Origin of the sequence: Saccharopolyspora erythraea NRRL 2338 (assembly GCF_000062885.1) — a bacterium.
Lineage (GTDB): Bacteria > Actinomycetota > Actinomycetes > Mycobacteriales > Pseudonocardiaceae > Saccharopolyspora_D > Saccharopolyspora_D erythraea.
The window spans coordinates 2,661,930-2,675,035 of record NC_009142.1; the positions used below are offsets into that span (position 1 = coordinate 2,661,930).

Here is a 13,106-nt window from a genome sequence, read left to right on the forward strand (position 1 = left end):
CGGTAGGTGGCCGTTGGTCCCTGCCCCGTGAGACTCGCGCGGGGGATGGTTCGGATGCACGTGCAAGGCTGTCCGCCCTGGTGGAGGTGACCTGGATGGTTCACGCCGAAGAGGACTCCGGTATCCGCCCCTCGCCCCGGACCTCGACTGACGTGGGGGCCGCCGGCATCGCGGAAAGCCACTGCGCCGTGGTGGCGTTCATCGGCGACCGCGCCTACAAGGTCAAAAAGCCCGTCGATTTCGGATTCCTCGACTTCAGCACCGTGCAGGCGCGGGAAACGGCGTGCCGACGCGAGCTGGAGCTCAACCGCAGACTGGCCCCGGACGTCTACCTGGACCTGTGCCGCGTGCTGGACGGTACAGGCGGCACCTGCGACTGGATCGTCGTCATGCGGCGCATGCCCCCGTCACGTCGGCTGTCGGAGCTGGTGCGCACCGGTGCCGACGTGCGGCCCGACCTGGAGAAGCTCGCCCGGCTGCTCGCCTCGTTCCACAGCACCGCCCGCAGCGGGCCGGACGTCGCCGCCGAGGGACGGGCATCCGCTTTGCGCCGCCGGTGGGTCGACAACTTCGCCGGTGCGGAGCGGTTCGTCGGCACGGTGCTCGACCGCGGGCAGTTCGACGAGATCGTCGGTCTCGCCCTGGCCTACGTCGATGGGCGGGGCCGGCTGCTCGACGAGCGCATCGGCCGCGGCTACGTCGTCGACGGGCACGGCGACCTGCTGGCCGAGGACATCTTCTGCCTGCCCGACGGGCCCCGGGTGCTGGACTGCCTGGAGTTCGACGACCGCCTGCGCTACGTGGACGGGCTCGACGACGCGGCGTTCCTGGCAATGGACCTCGAACGCCTCGGCGCACCACGGCTGGCACACCAGTTCCTGCGCTGGTACCGGGAGTTCTCCGGTGCGCAGGTGGCCGACTCGCTCGCACACCACTACACCGCCTACCGGGCGTTCGTGCGAGCCAAGGTCGCATGCCTGCGCGCGGCGCAGGGGGCGGCGGAAGCGGCCGATGCCGCTCAGCAGCTCAGCGGCATCGCGGTACGGCACCTGCGTGCCGGCCAGGTCCGGCTGCTGCTCGTCGGAGGCCTGCCCGGGACCGGCAAGACAACCCTCGCCGGTGGCTTGGCGGACCAGCTCGGTGCGGTGCTGCTGCGCACCGACGTCATCCGCAAGGAAATGCCCGGCGCCGACGACCTGGCCACTCACGCCGGCTACGGCCAGGGGCTCTACAACGGCAGCCAGGTCCACGGCACCTACGAGGCGATGCTCACCCGCTGCCGTGCACTGCTCGAGCGAGGCGAGACCGTTGTGCTCGACGCGAGCTGGAGCAGTGCGGGGGAGCGCGAGTCGGCGCGGTCGATCGCGCAGGACACGCACTCGGCGTTGGCCGAGCTGCGATGCGTCGCGCCGCGGGAGGTCGCCGAAGCGCGTATCGCGGGCCGCTACGGCGATGTCTCGGATGCCACAGCCGATGTCGCGGTTGCGATGAGCCGGCACTTCGACGACTGGCCGCAGGCCACCGACGTCGACACCACCCGGCCGCCGGACGAGTCGGCGCGGGAAGCGCGATCGGCCATCGAAGCCGCGACCTCCCCACCGGCGGTGCTGTGACCCCAGGCAGCCGGAGAGGTGGCGCGAGTCAATGCGCGGCCAGAGCGATACCGGCGGCCACCGCTGCTGCGGGCGATATCAGCAGCAGCGCGAGGCGCACCGCGAATCGCGGGCCACCGGCTGCGGCGGCGAGCACGAGTTTGATCAGCGTGTTGCTGAGCAGGGCAGCGCCGACAGCGAGCACGGCGGTGCCGACGGGGACGACCGCTCCGGCGAGGGCCGCCGCGGCCACCGAGGCCGCGTGCGCATCGGCGAGTCCGCCCGCGAACGCGGCGGCGAGCACTCCGCGGTCGCCGAGCAGGTCGGCCGCCGCCCTGGTGGCGAGCAGGAGAACGACCAGCAGGAGGGCGAGCGAGAGCGCGGCCCGCAGCGACAACGGCCGATCCAGGCCGGAGCCGGCCGAAGTCGAGCCGGGATCCGGGAGCGGCTCGTCCTGCCGGTGGTCGTCGCCGGATCGCCAGAGCATCCACCCCGCTTCGGCAAGTAGCACCACGACCCCCGCCGCGGCGGCGGGCAGCAGCCGGACGGCGACCGCCGGGTTGGCCACCGCGGTCACCGCGATGAGCTGGACCAGGGTGGCGATGCTCGCGGCCAGCACCGCGGGCAGCACCGCCGCTGGCACGTCGCGCGCGGAGCGGCGTGCCAGCACGACCGTGGTCGCCGATGCCGAGACGAACCCGCCGAGGAAGCCGACGACGAGCAGGCCCCGGCGTTCACCGAGTGCGCGGGCGGCGACGTAGCCCGCCCAGCCGATGACCGTGATCGCCACGACCAGCAACCAGATCCTGGAAGGGTTGAGCACCCCGTACGGCCCCATCGCACGGTCCGGCAGCAGCGGGTAGACCACGAACGCCACGACGAACAGGCGTACGGCGTCGGCGACGTCCTGGTCGGTGACCAGGCGGGTGGCGAACCGCCGCAGTGGTCGTTTGGCGGCCAGCAGTGCCACCACCGCCACGGCGATCGGGACCGCCCACGTCGGCCGGGTCCAGGACAGCGCGCCCAGCAGCACAGCCGTGATCGCCGCGATTTCCGTGGTCGCGCCCGCTTCCTCCTCCGCCGACGCCCGCACCGCCAGCACGTACCAGGCGATGACCAGTGCGCTCGCGGCTGCCAGGGCGGTGACCAGCACCGGGATCCCCAATGCCGCCGATGCCGCGCCCGCCACCGCCAGCAGGGAGAACGTCCGGGAACCTGCCGGCCGGAAGCGCTCTCCGGAGGTGCTGTGCTCGCGTTCCAGGCCCAGCAGCAACCCGATGGCCAGGGCGGTGGCGAAGTGGATGAGCGCGGTCGTGGTGTCCACCGAGGTCCCGCCTTCTCGCCAGGGACGGTGCCGGCGTGTTCACCGTGCACGCGGCGGTGCCGCGCCGCCAGCCGACCCCGGACGGCTTCTTCGCGATGTGCCGGGAGCCGCGCGATGGCCGTGCCCGTGGGTGCGGGTTGCGGTGGCCCGGAGCGGCCGTACGGTCGACAGCGAGGCAATGGCGGCGAAGCCACCGGGGGGCGTGATGCGCGAGGTGGTGGGAGTCGACGGCTCCGAGGTGGCACTGGCCGCCGTGCGCTGGGCGGCGGCCGACGCCGCACTGCACCGGACAACGCTGCGGCTGGTGTGCGCGGCACCGCGCACACCAGGCGAACTCGGGCCGGAGGCCACACGCCAAGGCACCTCGATGGTCACCGACGAGCGGTTGCGCTGGCTGTCGAAAGCAGCGAGCACGGCGGCGGTCGCGGCCGCAGACCTGGACATCGAGCAGGAGGTCCGCGAGGGCGACCCCGGAGCGGTGCTGCTGGAGGAGTCCGAGCACGCGCGGCGGCTCGTCGTCGGAACCCGCGGGTTGGGCGAGTTCACGGGCGTGCAACTGGCGTTGGGGTCGACCGCCGAACTGGTCGCCATGCGGGCCCGGTGCCCCGTGGTGGTCGTTCCGGAGGCGGTGGACCTCGAGGGGACCGCGCAGCGGCCTGTCATCGTCGGGGTGGACGGGTCCCGCGTCGGGGAGCCGGCGGTCGCGGTGGCCTTCGCGGAAGCCTCGGACCGCCGCGTGCCGCTCGTGGCCGTGCACGTGTGGAGCGACGTCGCCGTCGACGAGTGGTTCACCGATGACTCCAGGGACTGGGAGTCGATCAGCCAGGCCGAGGAACGGGTCCTCGCCGAACGGTTGGCGGGTTGGCAGGAGCGCTACCCCGAGGTGCCGGTGCGGCGGGTCGTCGCGCGGGACCGGCCGGTGCGCTACCTGGTCGAGCACGGCGCGGAAGGCCAGCTGATCGTCGTGGGAAGCCGCGGCCGGGGGAGCATGACGGGGATGATGCTCGGCTCCACCAGCCGCGCGCTCCTGCACTGCGCGCCGTGCCCGCTGATGGTGGTGCGCGGTAGCGAGGACTGATGCCGGAGCACACCACCGTCACGACGATGCTTGGCGGGTACCGGCGGCCCAGGCGATGGCCTCGTCGAGGTCGTCGTATCCGAAGCGGTTCACCTCGGCCTGCACGAAGTGCTTGGCCAGGTGCGGTACCAGCTCGGCGAGCTTGCTGTCGGCGGCCAGGGCCACGCGCCCGATGCGCCGGTGGTGGTCGCGGACGAACTTCATGTGCCGCAGGAGACTCGGGAAGTTCTGCCACCCGGGGAACTCGCGGGCGTGGACCACCAGACCGTGCAGGTCACCCTGGCGCTCCAGCCACGTGTCCACAGTCACGGCGAGTGCGTCGAAGTCCTGCACCCTCAGCGGCTGTTGCACTTCGACCACGACCACGCCGGTTTCGGAGTCGAGGTGGTGGGACACACCGGGGCCTTGCGGGAGCGAGCTCAGCCAGTCGGTCGCTTCGCCGAGCTCGTCGTTGCCGAACACCCGGGTCGGGCAGGACACCAGGAAGCTGCCGAGCCGGCTCAGTTCACGGATCCAGCCGATGTCGGTCACCACGGCGCAGCCGTCGAACAGCTTCAAGGACGAGAGACCGACCTTGGTGTCTTCCCAGACCGCGGCCGGGGCGAGCCCCTGGAAGTCCGGGGCGACCTGGTAGAGGAGGCGAATGCGGCGGTTCTCCCGCCGTGCCGCGTCGATCAGCGGTTCGACGACGGCCTCGTACTCCTCCTTCGTGACCTTTCCACTGGCCTTGACGCCATCGATCCCCTCGGGCATGTTCGCCAGCTTCTCCAGCATGTCCGTGCCTCCCGATCCAGTGCGCGGCCAAGTCCGGCGCGCGTTGGCTGTGCCGGCACAGCGATACCCCGGACCCCGGGCATGGATAACCCGTGCGAAAGGCATCCGGGCGGCGAGCGGCGCAGGTGTTCCGCCCGTGACCCGGTTGCGGTGAGGGTGTGCCCGGTTTCCACTGGTGTTCGGGCTCAGCCGGGGGTGCTGTCGAGTGCGGGGTGTCCATGGTGGGAGATTCGCCGGTGCTGGCCGGTGTGGACGGATCCGAGCAGGCCGTGGTGGCCGCGGAGTGGGCGGCTGAGGAGGCCGATCTCCGCGGTGCGCCGCTTCGGCTGCTGGCGGTCGGTGACCACCCGGACCGCGAGGAGGAGCTGTGGGAGGCGCTGTCGCAGGCGGCTGATGGGTGCCGTGCACAACGACCGCGCGTGGAAGTCGTGGAGGAGATCCGCCAAGGGGCCGCGACCTCGGAACTGATCCGGTGTTCCAGTGGTGCACGGCTGCTGGTGGTGGGCTCGCACGGGCGCGGCCGGGTGGCCGAGACACTGCTGGGGTCGGTCAGCAGGGCGGTGGCGATGCACGCCCGGTGCCCGGTGGTCGTCGTCCGCGACCGGCGCCGCAGTTTCACGGTCGGCCCCGTGGTGGTCGGCGTGGACGAGTCCGCGCCGAGCCGGGAGGCGCTGCGGTTCGCCTTCGAGTCCGCCTCGGCACGGCGGGCGAACCTGGTGGCGTTGCACGTGTGGCGACCTGTCCGCGCCGAGTACTCGTGGGTCGACGCGCCCTCCGGGGCCATCTGGTTCGACCTGGACGACGCTCAGCGCTCCCTGGCCGGTCAGCTGGACGCGGTGCGTGCGTCGTTCCCCGGCGTCGAGGTGCACTCCGAGGTGCGTTACGGGCATCCGGTGGACGAGCTGACGTCTGCTGCCTCCCACGCCCAGTTGCTCGTCGTCGGCCACCGCGGCGCCGGTGGGTTCGAGCGGCTGCTGCTGGGCTCGGTCGCCGACGGGGTCCTGCACCACGCCGAGTGCCCGGTCGCCGTCGTCCGCGGCGGTTCCGGGTGAGAAAGAAGCGCCGCGGCCCCTGCCGATGGCTTTGTTCCCTGGCACCGAGTCCCCGACGCAGGCACGTTGGCGTCGGTGCCGACCACATCCGTGAGGGGTGTTCGATGACCGGGAGAAGTGAACCGTCGCAGGAGACGATGCGTTCGGCGCTGGCACTGGCGTGCCGGGCACCGTCGGTGCACAACAGCCAGCCGTGGCGGTGGAAGCTGGCCGAGCACTCGGTCCAGCTCTACGCCGACCGTTCACGGCTGCTGCCCGTGCTCGATCCGCTCGGGCGCGAGATGGTGATCAGCTGCGGTGCCGGGCTGCACCACGCGAGGGTGGCGTTCGCGGCCGAGGGGTGGCGTCCGATCGTGCACCGCGTGCCCAATCCCGCCCAGCCCGACCACCTGGCGTCGATCGAGTTCAGCAGGCTGTCCGAGGTGGACGACGAGGCGGTGCGGCTCGCCGCGGTCGCCGTCGATCGCCACACGGATCGCAGGCCGTTCCTGCCCGATCCGGTTCCGCCGGACCTGCTCGAGTCACTACGCGTGTTCGCGCACTCGGCAGGAGCGCGGCTGGTGTTGGTGTCAGACGAGTCCACGCGCAGGGAGGTCGAACTCGCGATCCAGCACGCGGGCTCGGTCGAACGCGCTCGACCGGAGTACCGCCGGGAACTGGCCGAGTGGAGCGGCACGCACGTGCTGGCGGAGGGAGTTCCCGCGCGCAGCCTGCCGGAGCGGAGTCCGTATCCGAGGGGGATGGCCGAGCGCGACTTCGGTGAGGTCGCTGAGGGGGAGTTGCCGGTACCGGTGCTCGACGACGGTGCGGTGCTGGCGGTGCTGGCCACCGGGGGAGACACCGTGTCCGACTGGCTGGGGGCCGGCGAGGCGTTGAGCGCTGTGCTTCTCGCGGCGACGCGCGAGGGACTGGCGACCTGTCCGCTGAGCCAGGTCAGCGAGGTCGCCGAAGCGCGTGATCAGGTGTGTCGGCAGGTGCTCGGGGGCGCCGGTGTGCCCCAGTTGGTGGTCCGCGTCGGATGGCCGGTGACGGGCGAGTTCCCCGCCGTGCACACGCACCGCAGGCCGCTGTCGGAGTCGGTCGAGCCCCTGTTCGCGGATCGGTGAGGTGCGCTCAGGTTCTCGTCCGGGCTGCCTCCAGGAGCACCCGCCGTTCCGCGCTGTCCACGGTGCGGCGCACCGCGGCGACCGCGTCGGGGTTGACCGAGATCGACGTGATGCCCAGCCGCACGAGGTGTTCGGCGAACGCGGGATCGCGGGACGGTGCCTGACCGCACAGCGACGAGGTGATGCCCGCGCGGCGGGCAGCGGACACGATGCGCCCGATCGCGTCCAGAACCGCTGGGTCGCTCTCGTCGAACAGGGGAGCGCACAACTCCGAGTCCCGGTCCACGCCGAGGACGAGCTGGGTGAGGTCGTTGCTGCCTATGGACACGCCGTCGATGCCGAGACCGGCGTACACCGGCAGCCAGTACTGCACCGACGGCACCTCGGCCATGACCCAGCGCCGCAGTCCGCGATCCCGGCCCAGGCGGCTGCGGTCCACCTCCTCGAGGCACTGTTCGAGCTCCCAGCGGGTGCGGACGAAGGGGATCATCAGATGCAGGTTGGGCGTCGCTTCCCGCACGCGCGCCAGCGCCTCCAGTTCCATGCGGAACAGCGACGGGTCCTGGACGTAGCGGTAGCAGCCGCGGTAGCCGATCATCGGGTTGTCCTCGGTCGGCTCGTGCTCCTCTCCACCGGTCAGGTGGCGGAACTCGTTGCTGCGGAAGTCCGCCGCCCGGTAGACGACGGGTCGGGGCATGAATGCCCCGGTGATCGACTTCACGGCCGACACCAGAGCGGTGATCGCCCCCTCGCGGCCGTCGCGGGCGAGCACCCGCCCGGGGTGTTCACCGCCGAGCGCGTCGGTCAGCAGGAACTCCGCGCGCAGCAGCCCGACCCCGTCGACGTCCATGGCGGCCACTTCTCCAGCGCGTTCGGCCATGGCCAGGTTGACGTAGATGCGGGTGGCCAACGACGGTGCCGGGCCGGTGGCGGCGCTGGGACGTTCTCGCCCCGAAGTGGTGACCGCGGTGGCGGTTTCCTCGGTGACCGTGCCGCTGGAGCCGTCGACGGTCACCCGCATGCCGTCGTGCAGGTCCTTGGTGGCGCTGCGGGTGCCGACCACGCACGGCAGGCCGAGCTCGCGCGCCACGATCGCCGCGTGGCAGGTCATCCCACCGCTGTCGGTGACCAGCGCGGCGGCCTTGCGGATCGCGGGCAGCCAGTCGGGCGCGGTCATGGGAGCCACCAGGACATCGCCGTCGTGCAGGTCACCGGACTCGGCCGGCGTCCTGATGACCCGCACCGGCCCCGACGCGGTGCCGAAGGAAGCACCAAGACCGGAGGCCAGGGCGGTGCCCTGGGCGCCGTGCTGCTCGTGGGTGGCCAGCGTGGTGATCGGACGCGACTGCAGCAGCCACAGCTTGCCGTCGCAGATCGCCCACTCGACGTCCTGCGGAGCACCGTAATGCTCTTCCACTCGCACCAGCAGGCGTCCCAGATCGCGCAGGTCGGCGTCGCCGAGCGTCCGCCGCTCGGCTTCGCCGGTGATCTCGATCCTCCGCTGGTGGCCGCTCTCGTCACGTGCGATCTTGTGCGTTTTGTGGCCGATGTTCATGTCCAGCAAGCGGAGGTCGGCTTTGCGGATGGTGTAGGTGTCGGGTTCGACGGCGCCCGACACCACCGACTCGCCGAGCCCGAAGCTCGCCTCGACCAGCAGCTCCTCGCGCGAGCCCGTCGCCGGGTTCGCGGTGAAGGCCACGCCGGAGGTGTCGGCGTCGACCATCGACTGCACGATCACCGCCATCGCCGGTGCCTCGCGGACGTCCTGGGCAGCCCGGTAGGCGAGCGCTCGGGGGCTGAACATCGAGGCCCAGCAGTCGACCACCCGCTCGGCGAGCTCCTCCTGGCCGGTGACGTTGGTGTAGCTGGCGTTGACCCCGGCGAAGGACAGGTGCGGGGCGTCCTCGGCGGTGGCGGAAGAACGGACCGCAACCCGGTCGTGGTGGTCCAGTTCGGTGTATGCCTTGTCGAGGGCTGTTCTCACCTGTGCGGACACCCCCGCCTGGTGGACCAGGTCCCGCAGCCGGTCGCTGACCGCGGACAGGCTGTCCGGGTCGTTGACGACTCGGGCCGCCTCGGCGAGCTGCTGATCGAGCTCCCGTTGGATGTCCGCCTCCCGCAGTGAGGTGCGGAAGGCCTCGACGCTGACCACGAAACCGGGTGGGACCGGGAAGCCGGCGCCCGTCAGCTCACCGAGGTTGGCCCCCTTGCCCCCGGCGACGGGTACGGCTTTGATATCGATCTCGGTCAGCCACCGGATCCACTCCACCCCCGGCTCTCGTTCGCTCACTTCTGCGCACATGGTCGTTCGTGCTCCTTCGTCGACGCCTCGCGCCCATAACGAGTCTCTTCCCGGCACGCTGGAGCGGCACGTTGACGTGCCGGTGCGTCAGGGCACCCCCCGGGGTCACCGTCCGGTCGCGTCGGCATGCGATGCGCGCGGAGGAAGCTTCAGGTGGTGGGGAAGGGATTTCTCGGCATGGGTGTCGGGGCCGGGGAAGAACAGGCTGACGTGGCCGTCGTCCAGCCAGTGGACCATGTACGGGGGTTCTCCGTCCGGGCCGCGCACTTCGGTGATCTGGCCTTTGCGGCGGTGGTCGTCGAGGTGGACGCCTTCGACGATCAGCCAGTCGCCCACTTGTGCTCGCATGATCTGCTCCTTCGGCCTGCTGAGGTCAGCCTCGCCACGGCCGGCCGCCGCCGAGTAGGGGACAACGGCCCGGTGTGCCGCTACTCGTCTCAGCGCAGGTCTCGGGATTGCGGAGCACCGCCTGCGCCCGGCGACTGAACGGCGCGGCGGAGCAGCCGGCTCACCTCGGCGTCGCGGACCGGGGGGAAGCAGCGGTACGACCGGCTGATGGGCTCGGCCGGACCCACCGTGGCCAGGCACACCTGCTCGTCGGTGACCTCTTCCAGGCGCTCCAGCGCCTGCGGTGGCGCCACGGGTACGGCCAGCACCACCTCTGCGGCGCCGAGTTCGTGGGCGACGCGGCAGGCGGTGTGCGCGGTGGAGCCGGTCCTGATTCCGTCGTCGACGACGATCGCCGTTCGCCCCCGCACGTCGGTCCGGGGTCGATTTCCTCGGTAAAGATCGGCGAGCCGGGCGAGTTCGCTTCGGGCGTCGCGTACCGCGTCGGCCAGTTCGTCCGCGCCGACGCCGGTGCGCCACAGCACCTCGTCGTCGATGAGGCGGACGTCCTGCTCGCCCACAGCACCCAGGTTGATCTCCGGGTGGTGTGCGACGTGGAGCTTGCGCACCACGATCACGTCCAACGGGGCCCGCAGCATCCGGGCCGCTTCGAACGCGACCCCGATGCCGCCTCGTGGCACGCCCAGCACAACCGGATCCGTCCAGGTGCCCCGGGCCAACCGGTGCCCCAATCGCTGTCCGGCGTCGGTGCGGTCATCGAACACCACCGCCTCGTGGCAGCCCTCGCCGCTTGTCATTCGCCGCCCTTCTGGATGTATGAGCGCACGAACTCGACCGCGTTCTCCTCCAGGACCCCGTCGATCTCGTCCAGCAGCTCATCTGTGTCGTCGCCGACGGTGGTGTCCCGCGCTCGGCCGGCCGGCGCCGGCTCGGGCGGCTCGTCGTCCTCACGGCCGTGGCGCTTGGGCTTCTCCTGGCGCATTGATCCCTCCCGAGTGCGGATCGGCCACGGCCGAATGGTCGCGACGGCGATCGGGCATGGACAGGGCACTTCGTCACCACGGGGCGCTCGCACTGCGAGGCCTTCGAACCGTCATACCCGGCGGCCACGGGGCCGGTGTGGAACGCCTCCATCGTTCTCACCCCCGTGCCTCACGTCGAGGAGCATCGAGCCAAGCGGGGACCAAGGACTCTGGTGCTCAGGAGCGGTGCACTCGAGTCTCTGCATCACAGGCGTCGAAGGTTGGTCGCGATGATGTGGGGTTGTGGGCCCGGCTCGGCGTGGATGATGTTCGTGCCGGTGATCTGGCTCGTGCTGCTTGGCTTGATCGTGTGGGCTGTTGTCGTGTTGACCCGGGGCGGGGGCCGGTGGCATGACCGGCAAGACCGCCCGGACACACCCGAGGACATTCTGCGACGGCGGTTCGCAGCTGGAGAGATCGACGCGGACGCCTTTCGGCAGGCGCGAGAATCATTGGCCGAGCGGCGTCCGGGATCTTCGTGATGACCGTACCCGGTGACCGTTGGTTCCCAGCGTCCGTGCTGGTCCTCGCCATTGCGGCTCTGATCGCCTCGATCGTCTGGGTGGCAGGCGGCGAAGGCCTGCGCGGGTCGCTCGATGGGCCCTGCTGGAGCGGAACGCCCATGACACCAGGCCCAGGTGGGATTGTGCCGAACACGCCAGGAGATGGACCAGTGCGCTCCTTCGACGACGCTCGCCGGGCCGCGGACCGGTTCGCACAGCAAAGGGGACTGAGCACCGGGGAGATCATGCAGTTCAGCGACGGCTACTACGCCGAGCTCCTGGACCCGCACGGCCGTGGCGCCACCGAGATCCTCATCGACCCCACCAGCGGCTTCGTCCGACTGGAGATGGGCCCGGCAATGATGTGGAACACCACGTACGGGATGATGGCCACTACGCCGCAATCCAGCTTGTCGTCGGTGAGCCCCGACCAAGCGCTGCGGATCGCCGATCGATGGCTGGCCCAGAACTTTCCCGGCCTGCACGCCGCCGACCCAACTGCGTTCCCCGGCTATTACACTCTGCACACCCTCCGCGGTGATCAGGTCGTCGGAATGATGTCGGTGAACACGCAGACGGCAGCAGTCTGGTATCACACCTGGCACGGGCAGTTCGTCGCGATGCAGGAAGCTCCTGCCGTGTCCAGCACACCTGGGTAGAGGCCCCGCGGAGTACGTGCTCATGGGCCACGCGCGTGGATTTGGCCATCAACAGCAACAGCATCGGGTCTGCCTCGTTCGTCGTACGAGTCATCGGCTTCACGCCACAGCCGCACCCGGCCGTTTCCGGCGGTACGGCGACGTGTGCCTGGCGAGCGAGAAACCAGGGCCGACAAGGTTCGCGTTGGTCGTAGACAGGCATTGCGGTGGCGATCACCTGCGCGCAACGGGGAAGACCGCGCCACCGACGCCGGATCTCGACGGTGTGCCAGCGGTTCGGCTGTTCCAGCCGCGAGCCCCGGCACCCCGGCCTCGCGCGGATTGAGGACGCAAACGACCGAGATCCTCTCGCCAGGTCGAACAGGAAACGTCCCCTGCACTCGGTGTGCCCGACGGTCGTGCGCGCTCCACCATGGACCCGTCGCGTGCGATGGATGGAGGCGGAGGGCCGTGGCGGGACGCAAGCCGGTCGTCGTGGGATTCGACCGTTCCACGCGGTCACGCGAGGCCGCCGCCTGGGCGGCGCGGGAGGCGTCGAGCAGGCGACTCCCGCTGCTGCTCACTCACGCGGTCGGGTGGCCGTTCGTGGCGCAGGCACCCATCCGGGTGGCTGCCGACAACCGTGTTCGGGAACCGCTGCGCGAGATCCTGGAACGCGAACTGGAGCAGATGGTCGCCGCGTGCGAGGAGGTCTATCCCGGGCTCGAGGTGCGCGGCGAGCTCGCGTTCGGGGACCCGGTCGAGGTGCTCAGGCGCTTGGCGTCCGATGCGGAACTGCTCGTGCTGGGTGGTCCGCGTGTCGAGGACGACCTGAGCTTCGTGGGTTCGACCTCGGCCGAACTGCTGTCCCACCGCTCGGGCGTTCCGGTTGTGGTGGTCCGGGGAGGCCGGGTACAGCCGGCCTCGTCGGCGCCTGTCGTGGTCGGTGTCGACGGATCGGCGAACAGCGCGCTCGCGATCGGATTCGCATATGACTTCGCCTCCCGCCATGGCGCCGAGCTGGTGGCCGTGCACGGGTGGAGCGACCTGCTCCCGGATCCGTTCGTGCGGGTGCCGGACTGGGATCGCGTCCGCGAAGACGCACGCACCCAGGCCGAGGAACTCCTCGCAGAGTCGGTCGCGGGGTGGGCCGAGCGGTATCCCGATGTCTCGGTGCGTCGGGTGTTGACGCCGGACAAGCCTGCTGACGCGCTGCTGGAGCAGGCCGGGCAGGCGGGTCTGCTGGTCGTGGGTAGCCACGGCCGCGGTCCCGTCCGGCGCACGTTGCTCGGTTCGGTGAGTCACGCCGTGGTCAACAGGTCTCCGTGCCCGGTCGCGGTGCTACGCGCACCGAAGTGAGGCTCTGG

The 13,106-nt window shown here is 70.9% G+C and carries 12 protein-coding genes; 6 read left to right on the forward strand and 6 right to left on the reverse strand.

Annotated features, from left to right (window positions below; translation table 11 throughout):
* The first annotated feature begins 95 nt into the window (after window positions 1–95).
* Window positions 96–1,613: a bifunctional aminoglycoside phosphotransferase/ATP-binding protein gene (locus tag SACE_RS11990; RefSeq protein ID WP_011873691.1), complete on the forward strand. Its 1,518-nt coding sequence runs from the start codon at window positions 96–98 to the stop codon at window positions 1,611–1,613.
* A gap of 28 nt (window positions 1,614–1,641) precedes the next feature.
* On the opposite strand, the gene SACE_RS11995 is transcribed toward SACE_RS11990, so the two are convergent.
* A complete protein-coding gene (locus SACE_RS11995) occupies window positions 1,642–2,916 on the reverse strand; it encodes an MgtC/SapB family protein (protein ID WP_009947291.1) in 1,275 nt (424 codons plus the stop codon).
* Window positions 2,917–3,094: 178 nt separating this feature from the next.
* On the opposite strand from SACE_RS11995, the gene SACE_RS12000 reads away from it, so the two are divergent.
* Entirely contained in the window at window positions 3,095–3,994 is a 900-nt protein-coding gene (locus SACE_RS12000; RefSeq protein ID WP_009947290.1) for a universal stress protein, read from the forward strand.
* Window positions 3,995–4,012: 18 nt separating this feature from the next.
* Here the strand turns inward: SACE_RS12000 and SACE_RS12005 are convergent, their stop codons facing one another.
* A complete protein-coding gene (locus SACE_RS12005; protein WP_009947289.1) occupies window positions 4,013–4,768 on the reverse strand; it encodes a SpoIIAA family protein in 756 nt (251 codons plus the stop codon).
* Between the two features lie 218 nt (window positions 4,769–4,986).
* Here SACE_RS12005 and SACE_RS12010 point away from each other — a divergent pair, with 218 nt between their 5' ends.
* Window positions 4,987–5,820 carry a universal stress protein gene (locus SACE_RS12010; protein ID WP_009947288.1) on the forward strand — a complete coding sequence of 278 codons (834 nt, stop codon included), beginning with the start codon at window positions 4,987–4,989 and terminating at the stop codon, window positions 5,818–5,820.
* A 104-nt stretch (window positions 5,821–5,924) separates the two neighbouring features.
* Entirely contained in the window at window positions 5,925–6,926 is a 1,002-nt protein-coding gene (locus SACE_RS12015) for an Acg family FMN-binding oxidoreductase (RefSeq protein WP_193755442.1), read from the forward strand.
* A gap of 7 nt (window positions 6,927–6,933) precedes the next feature.
* On the opposite strand, the gene ppsA is transcribed toward SACE_RS12015, so the two are convergent.
* From ppsA to SACE_RS12035, 4 genes are all read right to left on the reverse strand, one after another.
* Window positions 6,934–9,195 (reverse strand): phosphoenolpyruvate synthase, encoded by a 2,262-nt coding sequence (gene ppsA / locus SACE_RS12020; protein ID WP_009947285.1) that lies wholly within the window; start codon window positions 9,193–9,195, stop codon window positions 6,934–6,936.
* Window positions 9,196–9,333: 138 nt separating this feature from the next.
* Complete coding sequence (locus SACE_RS12025; RefSeq protein ID WP_011873694.1) at window positions 9,334–9,576, reverse strand: DUF1918 domain-containing protein; 243 nt, start codon at window positions 9,574–9,576, stop codon at window positions 9,334–9,336.
* Window positions 9,577–9,665: 89 nt separating this feature from the next.
* Window positions 9,666–10,373 carry a phosphoribosyltransferase gene (locus tag SACE_RS12030; RefSeq protein ID WP_009947283.1) on the reverse strand — a complete coding sequence of 236 codons (708 nt, stop codon included), beginning with the start codon at window positions 10,371–10,373 and terminating at the stop codon, window positions 9,666–9,668.
* Window positions 10,370–10,558 carry a ubiquitin-like protein Pup gene (locus SACE_RS12035; RefSeq protein ID WP_009947282.1) on the reverse strand — a complete coding sequence of 63 codons (189 nt, stop codon included), beginning with the start codon at window positions 10,556–10,558 and terminating at the stop codon, window positions 10,370–10,372. The genes SACE_RS12030 and SACE_RS12035 overlap by 4 nt, the downstream gene beginning before the upstream one ends.
* Before the next feature lie 713 nt (window positions 10,559–11,271).
* On the opposite strand from SACE_RS12035, the gene SACE_RS12045 reads away from it, so the two are divergent.
* Together SACE_RS12045 and SACE_RS12050 are read left to right on the forward strand one after the other, a co-directional pair.
* Entirely contained in the window at window positions 11,272–11,760 is a 489-nt protein-coding gene (locus SACE_RS12045) for a hypothetical protein (RefSeq protein ID WP_009947280.1), read from the forward strand.
* A 450-nt stretch (window positions 11,761–12,210) separates the two neighbouring features.
* Complete coding sequence (locus SACE_RS12050; RefSeq protein ID WP_009947279.1) at window positions 12,211–13,098, forward strand: universal stress protein; 888 nt, start codon at window positions 12,211–12,213, stop codon at window positions 13,096–13,098.
* Window positions 13,099–13,106: the final 8 nt, after the last annotated feature.